Here is a 19,233-nt window from a genome sequence, read left to right on the forward strand (position 1 = left end):
GATGCTGATATGATTTTTTAACACAAAAGCCCATAGAATCTGCTTCTATGGGCTTTCTCAACATTTTAATCAAATATAATTAATCATTTTCGTTATTCAATTTCTTCATTATCTTATCCACATCATATTCAGGCGCTGCTTCTATCACTATATCATATAACACCTTAATATCTTCAACATTCTCTTCAAGTTCAGAAGCAATCGTTTCCAGAGTCTTTTCTTTCTTAACTTTCTTTATAATTAAGTTAATCATATTTAACTGTGTGGTTTCTTTTTTTGCTTCATCAACGACTTTTACAACAATTTCTTCAACAGCTTCATCAACTAATGTCTTCCTTACCTTCTCTTCATCATAATCATATATACTCACTTCAACGACCTCCTCCCTGTGCTGTTCAAAGAAATCGACAAGTATATTCTCTTCTATGCATTCGTCCATTGCCTCTAATACTGCCAGCTTGACATCTTCCCTTTCAGCTGCAGTTTTATATCGCACTTTATTGACAAATGTCATGTAATCACGAAGAGTTTTGCATTTACTAAGGATATCTGCATCTTTATCATGCTTCTTCTATGAAGCATATCATTACTGAATAATTCCCTAAATACATCTGATACATAATGCAAAAACCTTAACGCCATGTTATTATTCCTGCTTGACTGCTGTTCAAACATATACAGGTTCATGCTAAGTAAAAATGAGGCATCATTCTTATATTTCATGTATGAGCCTCCATTCAATGTCGTAACTTTCAAGTCATTCACATTAATGTAATTGGAATTATTCAGTGCATTATACAGTTCAAGTAAATTCTTCTTATCCCTGTAAAGCATACAGAATACATTATCCTTATATTTAACTGCTACATTGTCTCTTTTCTCTGCCATAGATATCCTCCTCGTCTCTTTCACAGGCAGATATCCACGCACATATACTAATATTATTTCTATATATGTATATTAGCATTTACAGATATCTAAAACAAGCCTGCATTATTCAATTATGTGTTATGGGGTTCCTCCTGAATGATTATCCAGCATTAGATAAAAGAATTAAATTCTTTTAATATATTAATAACATGATTTATCAAATTCGTCAATAAAATATTTTTTATATTTTAAAACAGCTACCCACACCTTCTGGCATGAATAGCTGTCTGCATCTATTTCTTATTCAATTTCTCATTCCTTATAACCAATATTATTGTTACCAAAACATTTATCATAAGAAATACCTGTTAATTTCTCAATTACATTTCTTGTTTCCTCAGAAACATCTTCTTTTCTGCCACCAGCGTGCACTCTGTGACTGTGTTGATGCACCTGAAACAAATCCAAATGCAGCAAGAACCTGACCTAAGATAAAGACAACGCTTGCTCTCATAAGCTTGCCAGCCATTGTCATAGCTCCGACATATACACCTTCTCTTGGAGCATTTGTATCATATGTTAATTCAGATATTGTAGAACAGCTCCGCGACTTACGCTGTGTACTTGAGGCACAGCTTGCAGTTGAAGCATGCGATATACTGACAAAGAACCAGCTTGATTCATTATATGAAAATGTAGCTTTATGGGAAATGTATATCAAACGCGGTGATGAAGAAAAGATTTTCACACTTGATAAAGAATTTCACGGAAGTCTGTATAAAATGTGTGGCAAAACTGTATGGTACAACCTTGTAGAAAGCATGGCACCACATTTTGACAGAACTACAATATTAAGTTTCAGATGCAAAGAAACAGGTAGAATCCTGAAAGACCATGGAGAACTTGTATCAGCAATTGAAAAAAAAGATAAAGAAAAAGCTGCCCATATATCGCAGAGACATATGAGCAGATATTCTGAAAATATTGATGCAATCAGGAAAATGTTCCCTGAGTACTTTAATGATTAAATACGTGTTGTCCACTTTCCACAGTCCCACACATCAGTCGCAAGACCATCGTAGAACTCTGGTTCGTGGCAGACCATAAGTATACTGCCCTTATATGCCATAAGGGCTCTTTTTAATTCATCCTTGGCATCCACATCAAGGTGGTTAGTAGGCTCATCAAGTACAAGAATGTTACTCTCCCGGTTAATCAGCTTGCACAGACGCACCTTTGCCTGTTCTCCACCAGAAAGAACCTTAACCTTGCTTTCGATATGCTTGGTTGTAAGACCACATTTGGCAAGGGCTGAACGAACCTCATACTGTGTATATCCTGGAAACTCCTGCCATATCTCCTCAAGACATGTAGTTTCAATTCCAGCCGGAGTCTCCTGTTCGAAATATCCTATCTCAAGATAATCGCCCTGCTCAACATCACCTGACAGAGGCTTAATAAGTCCTAATATGCTCTTTAGCAATGTAGATTTACCGATACCGTTAGCACCTGTAAGCACAATCTTCTGGCCTCGCTCCATCTCTAAGTTAAGCGGACTTGAAAGCGGCTCATCATAACCGATAACAAGGTCGTGTGTCTGGAAAATATATCTTCCCGGTGTTCTCGCAGTCTTGAAATTAAACTCTGGCTTTGGCTTCTCTGCCGCCAGCTCTATAATATCCATATTATCAAGCTTCTTCTGTCTCGACATCGCCATATTTCTTGTGGCAACTCGTGCTTTATTTCTTGCAACGAAATCCTTAAGCTCCGCAATCTCCTGCTGCTGCTTATTGTAAGCTGCCTCAAGCTGCGCCTTCTTCACAGCATACACCTTCTGGAAATTATCATAATCACCCGTATAACGATTCAGTTCCTGATTATCCATATGATAAATAACATTTATAACACTGTTAAGGAATGGGATATCATGCGATATCAGTATAAATGCGTTCTCATAGTCCTGCAGATATCTCTTAAGCCACTCAATATGCTCCTTATCAAGATAATTAGTCGGCTCATCAAGAAGAAGGATGTCCGGCTTTTCAAGGAGCAGCTTGCCAAGCAGAACCTTAGTTCTCTGTCCACCTGAAAGCTCAGTTACATCCTTATCAAGTCCAAGTTCAGATAGTCCCAATGCTCTTGCAACTTCCTCAACCTTCGCATCAATCATATAGAAATCATGCATTGTAAGAAGGTCCTGAATAGTTCCCGCTTCCGCCATCAGCTTATCCATCTCTTCCGGTGATGCGTCGCCAAGCCCGGCATATATCTCATTCATCTGATTCTCCATGTCATACAGAAAATCAAATGCAGACGCAAGCACCGACTGGATTGTCATGCCCTTCTCAAGCACAGCATGCTGGTCGAGATATCCGACTCTGACATTCTTAGCCCACTCAACCTTTCCCTCATCAGGCATAAGCTTGCCTGTTATTATATTCATAAATGTGGATTTACCTTCGCCGTTGGCTCCCACTAATCCAATCTTATCAAGCCTGTTAAGCTGGAAAGACACATTATTAAATATCGCTCTGTCGCCAAATCCGTGTGTAAGTCCGGTTACTGTAAGTAAACTCATGGGGTGTTTCCTTTTCTTTAATGTAGTTATTAGGTTATTATACGGGAGATATGGCAATGTTGTAAAGGGGGATTACTTTGAACAAGCATCATATATATCTCCTATAAGTCTTATATACTCTTCTCTTATTTTTTCCTGACTATTATTACATTTATCTAATTGATGCTCATATACATATTTTACCAACCTTTGAAACTCTTCTGAATTACTAATAGATTCAATAAACTGTTCCTTGCTTAACAGTGCATACTTTTCCCATTGTATACTTGTAACGGGAGATATAATATATCCTTTACTCCTGTGCCAGTCTCCACCAATGCCAAACGGAACTTCCCTTGATAATATTGATGGATATTCGTCAATCCCTAAAATAAAGCGTCTTAACATTCCATCATAAAATTCATGTATAATATCAGGTGAATTGTTTTTTACAACTAAATCTCTGAGTATGCTATCTTTAGTATTTTCATCCAATACACCCGGCAGTTTTTTATTTTCGTCTGAATATGACTTCAAGTAAACAATATTATCATCTTTCTGTATAATCTGAATATTACTGCAAAATTCGGATTTGAATAAAGCATAAAAATCTCTATCTACAACAATTACTTTAAATTTACATTCTGATTCACTGTTATTTAGGACTTGTATAATTTCATTTGTCTTAAGCACTAAATCACCGTGCAATGATGAATGCTCTTCATAATCATGTATATTATAAATAAATGCAACATTATTCAAATCATTCATAATATTCTTAAAGTCCATCTCATCTTCCGAATACCTATTATCAATATTTTTTATCACTCGCACTGTTTTAGTTATACAATCAAATATCTGTTTATTATTATCAAGAAGTTCCTTTTTCTCTTTTAAATCATAACTACACCATAGTACATATATTTGATTATATAAATTTTTTTCTTTAATATTGTTTTCTTTAAATATTAAATCTTTTATTTTCTTTTTGTAAAACTTAAAAGCATTATCAATTATAATTTGTATATCATTATATGCTTCTCTCCTTATTCTTTTTCTATCCAGACTTAATGTTTTCTTGGTATCAAGTCCATAAAAATCAACTTTTAATGCAAATCCTTTTATTCCAAATATCGAATCTGTTTTAACCGACATTCCTTTAAAGAAAAACTGTTCAATATAGTTTTCATTGTATTCATTTAGTTTAATATAAAAACTAGTATTTGTGTCATTATCCCATAACTTCATACCATAATTATTTATAGAATAATTATATCTGCCATCTGATGGTTTCTCTTCTAACTGTTCAAACCCTTTACCTATTATAGTATCAATTTCTTTACCATCAAATTTTAATTTTATAGGGAAATATGTTCCATTTACATTCTCACGCAGCTCGTCCCATATCCTATAATATATAGGATCTATTTCATACGCAAATGGATCATATTTATTTTCAATATATTCGCTGGTCTTGCTATTATAAGAATATCTATACTGCAGTTCCTTTGATATAATTACATGTATTTCCGTTCCCTGATGCTTTAACTTATTAGATTTACTAAGCTGCACATATCCTTTTTTTCTTCCTGATTCAACCCTTGCATATATTCCTTCTTCATTATCCGCCTTTGAATAAATCTCAAAATAATCAGCTACTAAAAATACAGACTGTAATCCTATTCCAAAACCAGCTGTAGGTTTAAGCCATTTGGGCATACCTGATATTTCATTCTTTTTAGCCTTATCATTCGAATAACTTTCTCCTACATTACATATTTTCTTAAACTGTGGAATTGAAATACCTATACCATTATCTTTAATAATAATTTTAATATTATGTTTATCATATTTAGTTAAATTTATCTCTACCCCATAATTATTCATTACTTTCTGATTAATGTCATATGGCTGCAGACTGCTGTCTACTTTATTTTTTATCCAACTTTTATAATGTCCTTCAGAAATATCTCTCCACATTCTTATCTTGCAGGCATCAAGTGCGTTCTGAATTACCTCTCTTAAAAAAATGAAATTGTCATCATATATATTTGCACCTTCAATAATTTCAAATGCTTTTTCTGAACTCATAGAAAACCGCAAATCAGATAATCCCTGAATATCTGGAACTCCTTTTAATAACAACTCACATTTCCCTAATTTAGGCGCACTTCCATTTATATTCTCAGGCATTATATCTTTCCAATTTAGTGCCCAGAATTCCACCTCTTCTTTCAGCCATGTCAAAAAATTTCGTGTTTCCCTGTAAACCTCTGCTTCTGCACAATCTGCTCTATATTCAATTTTATCTGGTGTAATTAATATATGTCTCGTTGACATATGCTTTTTTAAATGATTTTGAGATGAATTAGGAATTTCTCCAAATATAATCTCATTTCCCAAGTTAAATCTATTATTATCTGCATCTAACAAATCACCCATTCTCAACATTAAAGCCACAAATCTTGGATGTGCATAATCAGCATTAAATCCATTTGTGTTATAATCTAACTCAAGAATTTTCATACTGGATTCATTATGCATATAGGCAATATCCGACAATAACAGTATTAATCGATGCTGTATCAATCCATTATATTCTAAATCAATATGCAGTCTGTTCTTCATATTTTGTATATAATTCTGAGATTCTTTTGCATGCCCACTTCTATAATAATCTGCTATTATAATAGTTACTGCTTTTCTGACTCTGACAGGCCATGCTCTCACATCTTTATTATCTTTTAGATTTTTCTCGAGTGAATTAATATATTTAGCACTCTCTGACAATGATGAGTCATTTGAATTTTCTAACCTGTGTAAATAATCCTGAAATTCCTGTGTTTCCCAGTTTTGTTCTATTATTTTATTGTCAATTACCATTCCCAGATCATGAAGATATGCAGCATTTAATAATAACCATGTATCTGTTGGAGACAAGCTTCGTATTGCTTCTTCTCCAAGCAGCATCTCTATGTTAGTTATTATCGCCTCACTGTGTGATATATCATGCTTTGTATAATGAGGATAATTAAATACAACATCACTTAATAAATTAAGACATGTCTTTTTATTAATATGCCAGGAATCCAAAAGGTTCACATATATAGGATCTTCCCCACATATTTCCGTTAAATGTGTTTCTAACTTATATGGAATATATTTATTATTATCTGACATGTATTTTCTCCCTTCTCTTTTAGCTAATGAGTTTATAATACATCATTAAATCAATTTGTCTAATCGTTTCAATTTCGTCTTTAATTAGACTATCATAATATTTTTATTTTATCAACATTAAGCCTCTTACTCATACCTTATAAACTTTTTGTTGAGATAGTTCAAAATCCATTTCAATATTACCATCTTTATCTTCTTTTAATTTTATAATCACATCATAATTTCTATTCTTTAATACATTTACTTTATGCCTAATAATCTACTAATACCCTTATAATAATCTCCTGTCAAAGTATATATAAAGATGCAGCTACCACTCTACTGTGATAACTGCATCTGCAATAACTACTTATTTTGTTCTTCCAATAGTTTCTTTAATCTTGCTATTTCAGCATCTTTCTGGTCAGATGAGACTTTTAAAGCATTGTTTTCCGCTTCCAATTTATCTGTATGAACTGTCAATTCTTCCTTTTCAGCCTTCAACCCATATGTCTGCTCTTCCAGTTCATCAATTCTCCCTGTAAGTTCATCATTCTGCTCCCTCAGATCCACAATCTCATCCTTCATTCTGTCGACCATCAACTCTGCAGTATTCCTATCCAATATTCTCAACGCTTCCGAAAACATACTGAGCACCTCCCCAGGTCTTTCCAAATACTCATTAATATCCTGGCGTACTGATTCCAGATCAGGAAATGTCTCTACAAGTTTGTCTATCTCCTGCGGTGTCTCGGCTACGAATAATGACAAGAATTTTAATCTGTCTCTTTTCATTTTCTCAGATACTAATGCATCATTATACTGACTACTGTCATAATCGTAATCCGTTATTTCTGTACGCCCTTCTTTAATATCAGAATATCGGTATTTTCTGAATGTGTCAAGGCTTACCAGAACAAAATCCTGCAAAAGTTCTATCTTTATTCCTGTATTAAATTTCGTCTTTCCAACATGAAAATACAGTGCCTTGTCCATATCACTGATAAGGCTTTTATTACTGTCTTCAAAAAGAATAATCGTATGAACTTTCCTCATATCCTTATATGACGGTTTTGAAGAACCATTCATTGATAGCTCATGCTTTCCCACCTGATTCTTGCCTGTAATCATTTTATACTGGCGAAGTACAAGATCTGCCGAATAACATGATATTCTCTCTGCCGGAAAGTCATACGAAATCTTCTGGATTTCTATATTGGCGATACTTCCGTCAGCCATCAGCACAACCATGTCCATAATAATCATCACACCAAGAAATTGTGAATCCTCATTTGGAAACACCTCAAGCACAGTAACCTTCTGCCCTAACAGACAGCTCACCAGCTCCGACAGTCTGTCCCTTCGCTCCGTTGGATTGAATATCTTCTTAAAAAATGGATCATACAATAAAGGAAGTGATTTCTTTCCCTTTAGAAAATCCTCATACCTTCCAGCCCACTCCTCATTCTTCTTAAGATACTGATATGTACTTAAACACAATGAATCCCCATTAATCTGATGCATTGCTGCATCATAATAATTCTTATTTTCTTTAATCTCCATAAAATATACGACACTAGTGTTCTACCTCCTCTGAATTAATAAACATGCACATTTGTATACTCACAGTATCATACATATATGCTGTTGTAAATATACATGTCGTAATCTGTCGGTTTTATGTCGTAATCGGTTGATTTTATGTCGCGAACGGTATTTTATTGTAAACCAAATAAATATCTGTTATACTGAGACATTGTGATTTATACACAATATTTAAATAGCAAATTTACAAGGAGGAACTAATGGAAGAATTATTCTCTGATTCTAAAGATACTGATGAGAGCTTTGCGTATGAAAATGAGTATCATGTCCACCATGAACATCACCATAGCCATCACTCTCACAAAAGACATAAAAAAAGTCATAAACTCCGGATTGCATTGATAGTTATTGCCTGCATTTTTGTTGCTTTAGGAATAACTGGTGCAATAGGAATTAATGTTGCAAAGAAAGAAGTTAATAATGTAAAACAGCAGGCATATGAACTTAAAGGTAATCTTAAAAATGTTATGTCAGCAGTACAGGCACAGAACCCGGAGGCTGCACTTTCAGCATGCGATATGCTTGATGAGTCGGTAACAAAACTCAACCAGACCATGGATGGCGGTATATGGAAATTTGCAGCTAAATTTCCTGCAACTAAAGGATATATGACCTCTGTGAAACAGTTACTTAATGCTGTAAATGATGCTTCTTCAGAAATAGTAAGACCAGCAATTCAGGTATTGAGTGATTATCCTATGTCAGGACTTAAAGTTGACGATGGGTTCAGCATATCAACAATTAATGCATATATAGCTTTACTTGAAGATATTGAACCTAAAATAGATGAAATATCAGAAACCATGAAAAATATCAATCTGCCAATGGGATTAAACAGCATGATTTCTGAATATGCTGATCAGCTTGTTTCTATGACAACATCTTATGATGATGCCAAAGAATTTCTGCCACTCTTCCAGATATTTGTCGGAGACGGAAGTGACAGAACATACCTTCTGACTGCGCAGAATTCTTCTGAACTCAGGGCATCCGGTGGTTTCCCTGGTTCTATAGGAACAATCCGCATAAGAGATGGAGTATTAACAATTGGTGATTTCCAAAGCGAACCTAAAGTTCTTGCCCAGCATACATCTGCGAACTCACAGATAACCGATTTAGAATATGAATTGTTTGGTGCATGGATATATAATCCTCGAGATGCATGTTTTGATCCTGACTTTGAAAGAACCGGATATATATGGGCTGTTGCCTATGAAGAACGAAACAACGAAAGTGTTGACGGAGTAGTTTCGCTTACACCTACTATTATTCAGGATTTACTCGGCATTGTAGGTGATATTACATTGTCAGATGGAACAGAACTCACAAGTGAAAATGCTACTAAGGTTTTGCAGTACGATATGTATTATAAATATCTTGATGCTTCTCATGCAAGCACTATGAACGAAAGCAATAATTATGTTGATGATTTGTTTTCTGAGACGGCTAAAACAGCCATGGCTAAGCTTGTAGATAATTTCGATATCAAGAAAGTTAGTGATTATTATAAGATATTAGCCGATGGCGCAAAGAAGCGTACAGTAATGATGTGGATGAAAGATGAAAACGAACAGGAACTCGTCCGTAACGCTGGTTACTCAGGAACTCTTAATTTCGATCCTGAAAACCCTGAAACAGGTGTATATTTTAACTTCACTGACCCGTGTAAACTCGGCTGGTTCCTTGATATTAACACTGAAGTAAGCGAGCCAGTAATTAACGACGATGGTACCCGTACTTACGAGGTAACTGCCACATATGGCAATGTCATTACTAACGAAGACATTACTAACGGCAGTACATACATTATCGGCAACTACGGCGGCCGCATAAGCGGTTACGCACATATATTTGCTCCAGCTGGCGGAACAATATCCGACTTTAAGGCAAGTAATGGTGGAAAAATGTATATGAATGAATACCATGATCATCAAGTAGCTTATATGTTTGGTATCGGTATAGCCCCTGGCTCACAGCTGACAATTACTTACAAAGTAACAACTGCTGCCGGTGTGACAACCCCGCTTGGCGTCAACACTACCCCTACTCTGCAGGAGTATAGGTAAAATTAAACTAATTATGGCGGCTCAATGTTATGAAATTGAACCGCCTTTAATTATTTATTTGATGCTAATGCTATTTTTCAATTATTGGAGACATTTTTAAACTCACATAATAATACTTGCCCTCATATTTATCATAAGCGCTACATAATCCTGCAAACTGTAAATTGTAAATATTCTTTATAAAATAAAAGACACCCGCAATAAATAATGCGAGTGCCTTTCAACCAAAATCAATATGGTTATCTCTGTAGTAGTATACTAACATATCTGTTATTTAATTACAATAAATTTTAAAATTTATTTTTATTTATTTTCAACTTTTCTATCAAATGTATTGTAATTAATTTTTTCTTTTTTTAACTCAACCAATATCTTTAAATCATCAATGTCTTTTATTCCCATTTGCCCACGAATATTATCAAATGCATTTTGCGATACTTCTTTTTTTATGGCACTCAGCATCTCTATAAATTCCTTCATCATATTTTTAAATTCTGAAGCGGGTAAATAATATTTAAAATAAATTAATAAATCCATCAATTTCTTCTCAGTATCTTTTGAGTAAGATGCTCTTAATTGTTTAAAATATTTTTCTTTTATTCTTCCTTTTTTACTTTTGTCTTTTGTTTCTGTAATGCAATAAATCCTTTCATTATGAGCACACGAGTTTCTAACTTTTCTAAGCCAATGTAAACTTCCAATTAATAATTTAACATCTGGATACCCTTTTTCATCAATCATACCATATAATTCACATAAACTATGTTTAACAATCATTTTACTATTGTTCAACACATCAATAAATGTTGAAAAATTTATAACCTTTATCATTATCCATGTCGGAATTGATGTGTGTTGATTCATGTAAAACTTTACATAATCCAACTGGCTTTTACTTAATTCACTATATGCTGAAGAAATTGCACTTATTTTATTTTGTAACCTTGCCTTTTCCGAATATGCATTCGCATCATACCAAGGTATTTTTCCATTATCATTACACTGATCAAATTTATACCCTGTTAATGTCCTAACTTCTTCTTCAATCTGTGTAATATATCTAAGTAAAAAACTCCTTAACTTCTCATCAAATTTTTTTAATTCATAAATATTTGCCAAATCAGTATTAGGTAAATAAATATGTTTTCCAGTATTATCTATTCCGCAGATAAACGGATATTTATAACCATTAACAATATTAAAATATCCCATTCTAACAAGAATTTCTTTATCTTTAGTACTATTATTACAAGTAATTTTCTTATTATTTCTCAATTTTTTCAACTGTTGATTATATGTCAAAAAAACTTTTTCCTCACTCATAATGTGCTCCTTGTACCATTTCATTAAATTAATCGCCAATAATGTAATTCATATATTACATACAGTAAATGTTCAAGAATATAAAAATTATAGATTTTACTTTCCAACTTAGAGAGGCTACTTCTTGTGTCCTCTCATCTTCTATATATATTTATTAAATTTTAATAATTTCCTACTTTTAAATAATAATATCCATAACATTGAATCAATCATCCTGTTCTAATTAATAGATTTCTATTAAAAATTCATGACTAATCCAACTGCTAATTTCGATTTAAACTGTTATTATAGTATCATATTGACTTTGATTTATCAAGTTCTTGCTATGAGTCCGTTGATTTTATGTCGCGAACGTTTCTATGTAAAATGCAGTTATCACATCCCTATGATAACTGCATCTATATTAACTACTTATTCTGTTCTTTCAACTGTCTCTTTAGCCTTGCTATCTCAACGTCTTTCTCTGCACTCAGTTTATCAGATGCTTCACTTCTCTTCTTCAACTCTTCTGAAAACATACTGAGCACCTCCTCTGGTCTTTCCATATACTCACTAATATCACGATGTACTCCTTCAAGGTCAGGAAATATCCCGATAAGCTGCTCTATCTCCTGTGGAGTTTCAGCTACGAATAACGACAGGTACTTCAGACGGTCAAGCTTCATCTTCTCCGTCACAGCTTTGTCCTTATACTGTGTACTGTCATAGTCACATTCCCGTATCTCAGTACGCCCTTTCTTGACATCAGCATATCGGTATTTCCTAAATGTTTCAAGACTTATCAATACATAATCCTGCAAAAGGTCTATCTCAATCCCAGTATTGAACTTCGTATTTCCTACATGAAAATATAACTCCTTATTCAACTCACTGATAAGACTGCTGCTACTGTTCTCAAAAAAAATAATAGTATGAACCGGCCTCATATCCTTATATGATGGCTTTGAAGAACCATTCAGCAAATTGTTCAACGAAGTACTCATCGATTCCCCAGTCTTTCCTAACTCACTTTTGCCTGCCAGCTGCTTGTACTGGCGCAGTACAAGGTCCGCCGAGTAACACGATATTCTCGCTGCTGGAAAATCATATAATGTAATTATTCCGTTTAAGAATTTTATTTCTTAGTATTTCCCTCATATGCATCATTAACACATTTATAAATTGCCTCTATTTTTTCATTAATAATCTTAAATTCTTCCGCTTGTTCATCCTGTTCATAGTTACGGTTATTTCCACACTCAGCTAGATAACTTTCCAATTCATTAATCTTACTTTTTAGTTCTTTATAAAAATCTCGATTAGTGTACTTAAAATATAAGGCACTTCTTAGCATAGCATCAAGTTCATCTACTAATTTACTAAAATCTTTCATTCTTTCGTCTTCGAACCTTATATATCTTCTTGCTTCCGGAATCTTATATATTAAAAAATCATCAAATATCACATTATAGTATTTTGCCATAGAATTGCTATGATTAATTCTTTCCGTCTGTTCATATGTTTTTTTGAACAAAATTATATTGCCTAATAATGTAAAAGCACCAACCACAGCGCCAGCAACAGTACATATAGCACTGATACTCATATCATATGTCACCCTCTTCCATAATTACAACTTCCGTTTAATTGATTCAGCTATATCCAGTGTAGCAGCCTTAATTGTAAGACGGCTTTCAGTATTTGCTAATCCTATCTGATTAACTATATCAGAGAAAAGTCCTTGAACAAAGGATGATGCTATCATCTCTATATAGTCAGGAAATTCAATTTCAAAATTCTTGCTAATATCTAATTTGCCTTTTATCTGTTCTTCATATATAGAAACTCCATATTCATATCCCGCTAAATTAGGAATTGATTTATCAAACTCAAGTACTATTGAATTATCCATCATTCAATACTCTCCTTCTTTATTACATAACTTAAATTATACATAGTTCCTGGGAGATACACATCTACATCTCTTATAACACCATCTTCTGGAATTGAATTAATATAATCATTATTCTTATTGAATCCTATAAATTCCTCTTTGTTAAATCTCATATGATCCGCATAAAAAAATAAAGCTCTGTTACCCGATGCCATATAACATAACTGATCTGATGCTTTTTCTCCTAATGAAGATATCAGACTGGTTAAACCTCTGCCACCAGTCTTATTCTTTTGTATGCTTCCAGATATTTTATCCTGAAAACTGGATATGGTATAAAAATCTTTTTCAGAATATTTATCTGAGAAATACCTTTCATGATTATTCTTAGCTTTTTTTACCCAGATATGTCTTTCATTGACTTCTTGTGATGACTTCATTTTATTCATCAGTGGAACATAGAACAATTCCTTTGAAAAATTAACAACACATGCATTCAAACCATAATAATTATCTAAATCATCCGCTGTGCTTTTATATGTATCATCAGTTAAATCTAAATCTATGAGACAATCTGTTTTCGCATGTTCACCAGAATTTCCTACTAACTCTATCAAAACTTCTGTCAATTCATCAACACTGCTCTCATTAATACAATTATTCTTTAGAAAACACCTTATATCTGTCATTAATTTAGATAAACATTTTTTATCACAATAATCCTGATATGTAAACACTTTCCTGAAATGTTTTCTATCTAAATCATACTTGAATTTCTTTTCGAATATATCAAAACCATCATTGACATTATTTAAACACGAATATTTAAATCCTTCTGTCCATATACTATCTGTAACTTTATAACAAATATATACTTTCCTATGATATTTCTCCATAACAATATGAATTACACATTCCAACACAATATATACCAGCTTATCGTTAAAAGATGTCTCACCAATATCCAGCATTATAGGATACTTAAGGGCACTGTACTTGACAACTGTATAATGTAAAAGATGAATTATATCTCTCATTCCAGTCCCTGTAATAACATTCTTATGATACTCTATTAAAAAACATTTCAATTTTCTTCCGTTATCATTACATGTACTCAATCTAATCCTACGCTTATAATACCTATCTCTACATGTAAATGGATTCTCTAATATTAAAAGTTCATCATTTTTCATTTCCCTCATCCCTCTGATTTCAGCTTTTCCCCTTCCCCATAGCCTCAAGCAACAAAACCACCGAAGCCACTGCCGACGGAGTCATCTTGTATTTCTTTTTCAGCCCCGAAATAAACATTTCATCTTGTGTAATATAAGCCTGTTTCAACTGGTCTATCGTAAGAAATGCGTACTTTGTACCATCTATCATAGCAGAACTTTTATCTTGCTTCAGGCTGCTTTCATAACCATCCTTATTAAATTTAACATCCAATTTTTCATTTCCAAATTTATGATATAATAAAAATTGTGTTTTACCACCTTCAACTAAATCTCTATAGAAAGCAAATATGCTTCCATTTATCTGCTTTGCTGTGACATTAATTGGCTGTCCATTAACTCTGAAATACTTCAATTCCCTATTAATACTTTCAGCTATAGAATCGTAAAATCCATCAAGTGTAAAATGTTCTCCCTTTTTATAATCATATTTCGGACTTAATTTGGCTGATATACTTGTTCCCCATGTTTTCTTGCCAACAGACATTTTATTACTTCTTCCAACAAAAAGAATTCCTATTTCGTGGAATTCAATAAACCCATTAAAACCAATATGATTAACCATTAACGAAAATTCCAACGGACTGATGAATGGACCCGGCTCATATACATTCCTATTTGTCTTTCTATTCTCCCATTCATAATCCATAGCTCTGTTAGTTCTTAACAAATCCCAATATGTCGTATTAGAATATGTTAATATTATCTTATTATCCTTATGTGTTAAATTATCAAGTCCTACTGTCATAATCATACGAACACCTGTGAGCGTTTAATAACCATTCTGATTGATTTTCTATCTGTTTTGGAAGACTATACACATTAGCAGCATTCTTATGATTCATAATAATATCAAATGGTTTATCTTTTAATTTTCTTTTAACCAAAACAGTTATTAGAAATTTCACATTTCTATTATAAGTTAACAATAGTTCTTCCTTATATCTTTTGCAAATTCCACATAATCCATAGACAACTTTATTGAATCTTCTTTATTGTTAGAATATAAATTATATATCAATCCACTTGCAATATTACAGACAAATAATGTAAAAACAGACAAAAATAAAGATATATCTACAGTATCAATTTCCATAAAGTTATATGCAATAAATAACACTATACTAGCTGCAATAAATCCCGGAAAATCTTTGTCAAACAATATTTTATATAACAAAGTATTTTTATTATTTTTCCTCACTGGAATCTCCTTTTCGCATTCTTTTTATGTATATATGTTTCATTATTGTCGTTTATATTTAAACATTTAACAAATTATTAGGTTATTTTAATTGTGATTAGTATTTATTGCAAAGTTACTTTATTAGTTATTTGCAATATTTTATATCTTAATTGTAAATATCCTCTTATTTCCAGATATGCTTTCCAAATTAAAAAACAATAAAAATACAATACTTATAGTTAATAGAAACTGCAACATTTCTTTACTAAGTATAAATTTCATACATCGGATTAACCTTCTCTTTAACATAGTCTCCGCCCTTTCTATGTAAAATAGTAATCCGACTATTAACTTTAATTCCAACTGTAATTACAATATCATATCAATGTGATGTCAGCAAGGGGATTATTATGGAGAACTATAGTAATCTCAAAAATAACTGTTTGCTTCTTCTGCAAATGCATTGCTGTAATCAAATACCGCCACATTCTCAACATAATCCATTTACAGCTCACTCCGCCACCCAGGCTTCACACTCCCCATACTCAAGCACATCTGCTATCCTCTTGCAGGCGTTGCCGTCACCATATGGATTGCACGCATGAGACATAGCGTCATAAGCTTCATGATTCTCCAGAAGTTTCTTAAAATTACGATATATTGTCTCCTCGTCTGTTCCAACCAGTCTTAATGTACCGGCTGCAACACCTTCCGGGCGTTCTGTTGTATCACGCATAACCAGTACAGGCTTGCCATATGATGGGCATTCTTCCTGTATTCCGCCTGAATCTGTAAGACAAAGATGGCACCTTGCTTCGAAATTATGACAATCAAATACTTCTATAGGATCAATAATATGTATCTGGCTGCAATCCCCCAGTTCTTCATCTGCTGCTTTTTGAACTACTGGATTCATATGAATAGGATATACCGCCTTACATTCTGGATGTTCATCAAGCACTCTCCGAATAGCCCTGAACATATGATGCATAGGCTCTCCTAAATTTTCCCTTCTGTGAGCAGTAATAAATATAAGCTTTCCATCTCCAACCCAGTCTAATTCTGGATGAGTATATTCTTCACTGACTGTATGCTACTTTAAACTATAAATATTAATATAACTACAATTAAAAATATCATGATGAAACTTACCGTCATTTGCAATATATAATGTATCATCCAAAATAACAATCCCCTCTATTGCATGTGAATCTTCTAATTGATATTCACAACTTATAATTCCACTTTTTAAATTGTATTTAAAGACAAAATTATTATCTCCTAAGTAATCCGCCCCAATTGTTACATATAAATTATTGTTTATTAAATAAATGTGATCCTGATCTTTATAATTAAATTTGTATTTTTCCTCTATATCACCATATTTATTCAACTTTAATAGAAATTTATTATAACATAATACCCAGATATTATCTTTATCAACAGCTATACCATTTGATTTATACTTTGAATAATTTCCCATTGAAATTTTTGAAAGTATTTTTCCTGTCTTATTTATTTCAATTACAAATTTCCCAGTTGCCATCCATAATGAATCATTACATATATCATATGCTATCCCTTGTAAATCAAATTCATCATCTTTTATTTGATCTACTTCTATGATATTTAGAGTCTGTGTAAAATCTTTATTAACTTCAATTAATCTTGGATGTAATTGCTGATCATTATTATTATTACCATGATCAGCTATCCAAAAAGAATCATCACATTTATCATATGTCAACCCAGTACATGTAAAATCGTTTTGTTCAAATTCCTCAAATTTAATTTTATTTGTTTCGTTTAATCTTGTAGTCTGCTCTGTAACTCTTTTTTCTGGCTTAATTGGCTTATTACTATGCCTAATCATTACTGCGGTCAATATTAATATTATTATAAATATACCCTGTATTAATATAATACATTTTTTTTTACTCATATTTTTCCTTCCTTTTTATTAAACAATTTTTGATAAGACAAATAAAATCCCTATTAAGCCAAATAGCATAAATTGCGTAAAACGGTATAAATAATATAGTTATTATCTTTTTATTAATATAATATATTATTGTACTCGTAATGATTCCTAACAATAGTATTAAATACTTTTTTATATTGTACTTAATACACAAATATTTTCTAGTATCAATAATTCTATATATCATTGCGACCAAATATCCTACAAATGTAGATAAAGAAGCCGCATATAATCCAATATATGGAATTAGAACAATATTAACTATTATATTTATTGCCGCTGAAATCATAGTTGTTTTTGCTATTTCAAATGTTTTTTTAGTAGCAACATATACTACTCCTAATAATCCAACAATAACATTAAACAATGATGCAATTAAATATATTGGAATATTATAATATGCCTCGCTAAATGACTTATTTATAAACCAATCAAATATAATTGGCAACACAACTATCATTCCAACACATATTGTTGAGAAAATCGTTATAATTTGTTCTATTGTTTTAGTAAAAAAAGAATCTCTATCCTCATCGAAATAATGAACTGCTCCTGTTTCATGCCATGCTAATAAAAATATGTTAAATAATGTCATAAAAACAGTCGGAAATTTATGTGAAACAGCAAGCACTCCATTAGCAGCAGCCCCAACATAATATGCTACAACTAATCTATCCGAACTGTTCATAACCCATATCGATAGTTGATTAGGAACCAAAGGCATAGAATATTTTATTTCCTCAATTATAACAATCTTACTTATACTAAATATTGATATGTACCTATATATTCTAAGCTTTACAAAAATAAATAAACAACAAAACAAATTTCCTATAAATGTTGATATTAACATTCCAACTGCACCCATTTTAATAAATGCGATACATAACACATTTAATATAATAGTTATAAATGAGCATATAAAACTTCCAACGGTATATTCAATCGTTTTTTTCAATCCCCTTGAAATTTGTAAAAATAAATTACTAAATGTTGTAATTGTTAAAATAAGCAAAATCCATACTTTATATTGTAACTTATTAACTGGTATTAAAAAAATATAAAGCAATAAAAAACACAAATTCAAAAAAAATAAAATAAAAAAAGCATTTGATATGATACTCTTTTTTTGTGATTCTTTTTGACATGTTAATAGATATCTAAACACGCCTTGATCAATCATTATAGACACTATGGGAACAAGCAATTGTACTATTGTTGTCACTAAATCTACTGATCCATATTCTTCTGTAGATAAGAGTGCTGTATAAAGAGGCAATAATAAAAAAGTTATAAATTGCGTTGATATCCTTCCTATAGTAATTATCAATGTATTTTTGCCCAATTCCTTTGTCCGTATCATTTTTTTTTCATACATACTTTG

Annotated in this window: 17 protein-coding genes and 1 pseudogene; 2 read left to right on the top strand and 16 right to left on the bottom strand. The window is 32.3% G+C overall.

Translation table 11 applies throughout. The features are described 5' to 3' along the window. Window positions 1-79: 79 nt before the first annotated feature. The 3 genes from EUBELI_RS11690 to EUBELI_RS14850 all read right to left on the bottom strand — a co-directional run bounded on the left by EUBELI_RS11690 (window position 80) and on the right by EUBELI_RS14850 (window position 1,399). Window positions 80-496, bottom strand: coding sequence for a hypothetical protein (locus EUBELI_RS11690; protein WP_207643835.1), 417 nt, complete (start codon window positions 494-496; stop codon window positions 80-82). A 14-nt stretch (window positions 497-510) separates the two neighbouring features. Further along, window positions 511-888, bottom strand: a complete 378-nt coding sequence (locus tag EUBELI_RS11695; protein WP_012740565.1) for a hypothetical protein — start codon at window positions 886-888, stop codon at window positions 511-513. A 379-nt stretch (window positions 889-1,267) separates the two neighbouring features. Continuing rightward, on the bottom strand, window positions 1,268-1,399 hold the full coding sequence (locus EUBELI_RS14850) for a hypothetical protein (RefSeq protein ID WP_012740567.1): 132 nt from the start codon (window positions 1,397-1,399) through the stop codon (window positions 1,268-1,270). On the opposite strand from EUBELI_RS14850, the gene EUBELI_RS11700 reads away from it, so the two are divergent. Next, window positions 1,389-1,898 (top strand): GntR family transcriptional regulator, encoded by a 510-nt coding sequence (locus EUBELI_RS11700; RefSeq protein ID WP_012740568.1) that lies wholly within the window; start codon window positions 1,389-1,391, stop codon window positions 1,896-1,898. The two genes, EUBELI_RS14850 and EUBELI_RS11700, sit on opposite strands and share 11 nt — an antisense overlap. On the opposite strand, the gene EUBELI_RS11705 is transcribed toward EUBELI_RS11700, so the two are convergent. From EUBELI_RS11705 to EUBELI_RS14550, 3 genes are all read right to left on the bottom strand, one after another. Further along, a complete protein-coding gene (locus EUBELI_RS11705) occupies window positions 1,895-3,448 on the bottom strand; it encodes an ABC-F family ATP-binding cassette domain-containing protein (protein ID WP_012740569.1) in 1,554 nt (517 codons plus the stop codon). The genes EUBELI_RS11700 and EUBELI_RS11705 overlap by 4 nt on opposite strands. A gap of 72 nt (window positions 3,449-3,520) precedes the next feature. Next, complete coding sequence (locus EUBELI_RS11710) at window positions 3,521-6,607, bottom strand: HD domain-containing protein (protein ID WP_012740570.1); 3,087 nt, start codon at window positions 6,605-6,607, stop codon at window positions 3,521-3,523. 345 nt (window positions 6,608-6,952) lie between these two features. Beyond that, entirely contained in the window at window positions 6,953-8,149 is a 1,197-nt protein-coding gene (locus tag EUBELI_RS14550) for a hypothetical protein (protein WP_012740571.1), read from the bottom strand. Window positions 8,150-8,391: 242 nt separating this feature from the next. On the opposite strand from EUBELI_RS14550, the gene EUBELI_RS11720 reads away from it, so the two are divergent. Beyond that, a complete protein-coding gene (locus EUBELI_RS11720; RefSeq protein WP_012740572.1) occupies window positions 8,392-10,257 on the top strand; it encodes a DUF4012 domain-containing protein in 1,866 nt (621 codons plus the stop codon). Window positions 10,258-10,560: 303 nt separating this feature from the next. Here EUBELI_RS11720 and EUBELI_RS11725 read toward each other — a convergent pair whose 3' ends face one another. The 10 genes and pseudogenes from EUBELI_RS11725 to EUBELI_RS11770 all read right to left on the bottom strand — a co-directional run bounded on the left by EUBELI_RS11725 (window position 10,561) and on the right by EUBELI_RS11770 (window position 19,227). Then, entirely contained in the window at window positions 10,561-11,580 is a 1,020-nt protein-coding gene (locus EUBELI_RS11725; protein WP_041688924.1) for an Abi family protein, read from the bottom strand. Between the two features lie 407 nt (window positions 11,581-11,987). Beyond that, the gene (locus EUBELI_RS11730) at window positions 11,988-12,563 is read right to left on the bottom strand and encodes a hypothetical protein (RefSeq protein WP_012740574.1); all 576 of its coding nucleotides are present in this window, start codon (window positions 12,561-12,563) and stop codon (window positions 11,988-11,990) included. A gap of 131 nt (window positions 12,564-12,694) precedes the next feature. Further along, the gene (locus EUBELI_RS11735; RefSeq protein ID WP_012740575.1) at window positions 12,695-13,165 is read right to left on the bottom strand and encodes a hypothetical protein; all 471 of its coding nucleotides are present in this window, start codon (window positions 13,163-13,165) and stop codon (window positions 12,695-12,697) included. A gap of 24 nt (window positions 13,166-13,189) precedes the next feature. Continuing rightward, window positions 13,190-13,474: an STAS-like domain-containing protein gene (locus tag EUBELI_RS11740; protein ID WP_012740576.1), complete on the bottom strand. Its 285-nt coding sequence runs from the start codon at window positions 13,472-13,474 to the stop codon at window positions 13,190-13,192. Continuing rightward, window positions 13,471-14,646 carry a hypothetical protein gene (locus EUBELI_RS11745; protein ID WP_041688925.1) on the bottom strand — a complete coding sequence of 392 codons (1,176 nt, stop codon included), beginning with the start codon at window positions 14,644-14,646 and terminating at the stop codon, window positions 13,471-13,473. The genes EUBELI_RS11740 and EUBELI_RS11745 overlap by 4 nt, the downstream gene beginning before the upstream one ends. A gap of 19 nt (window positions 14,647-14,665) precedes the next feature. Next, complete coding sequence (locus tag EUBELI_RS11750; protein WP_012740578.1) at window positions 14,666-15,439, bottom strand: hypothetical protein; 774 nt, start codon at window positions 15,437-15,439, stop codon at window positions 14,666-14,668. A 168-nt stretch (window positions 15,440-15,607) separates the two neighbouring features. Continuing rightward, the gene (locus EUBELI_RS11760) at window positions 15,608-15,886 is read right to left on the bottom strand and encodes a hypothetical protein (RefSeq protein WP_012740580.1); all 279 of its coding nucleotides are present in this window, start codon (window positions 15,884-15,886) and stop codon (window positions 15,608-15,610) included. Window positions 15,887-16,379: 493 nt separating this feature from the next. After that, window positions 16,380-16,961, bottom strand: a pseudogene (gene wecB / locus EUBELI_RS11765) (non-hydrolyzing UDP-N-acetylglucosamine 2-epimerase); the annotation flags it as partial. Next, the gene (locus tag EUBELI_RS14555) at window positions 16,962-17,810 is read right to left on the bottom strand and encodes an SdiA-regulated/phytase-like domain-containing protein (RefSeq protein ID WP_012740583.1); all 849 of its coding nucleotides are present in this window, start codon (window positions 17,808-17,810) and stop codon (window positions 16,962-16,964) included. Continuing rightward, window positions 17,803-19,227 (bottom strand): lipopolysaccharide biosynthesis protein, encoded by a 1,425-nt coding sequence (locus tag EUBELI_RS11770; RefSeq protein WP_012740584.1) that lies wholly within the window; start codon window positions 19,225-19,227, stop codon window positions 17,803-17,805. Before EUBELI_RS11770 ends, EUBELI_RS14555 begins: the two co-directional genes overlap by 8 nt. Between the last annotated feature and the right edge of the window lie 6 nt (window positions 19,228-19,233).

This window comes from [Eubacterium] eligens ATCC 27750 (assembly GCF_000146185.1).
Taxonomy (GTDB): domain Bacteria; phylum Bacillota; class Clostridia; order Lachnospirales; family Lachnospiraceae; genus Lachnospira; species Lachnospira eligens.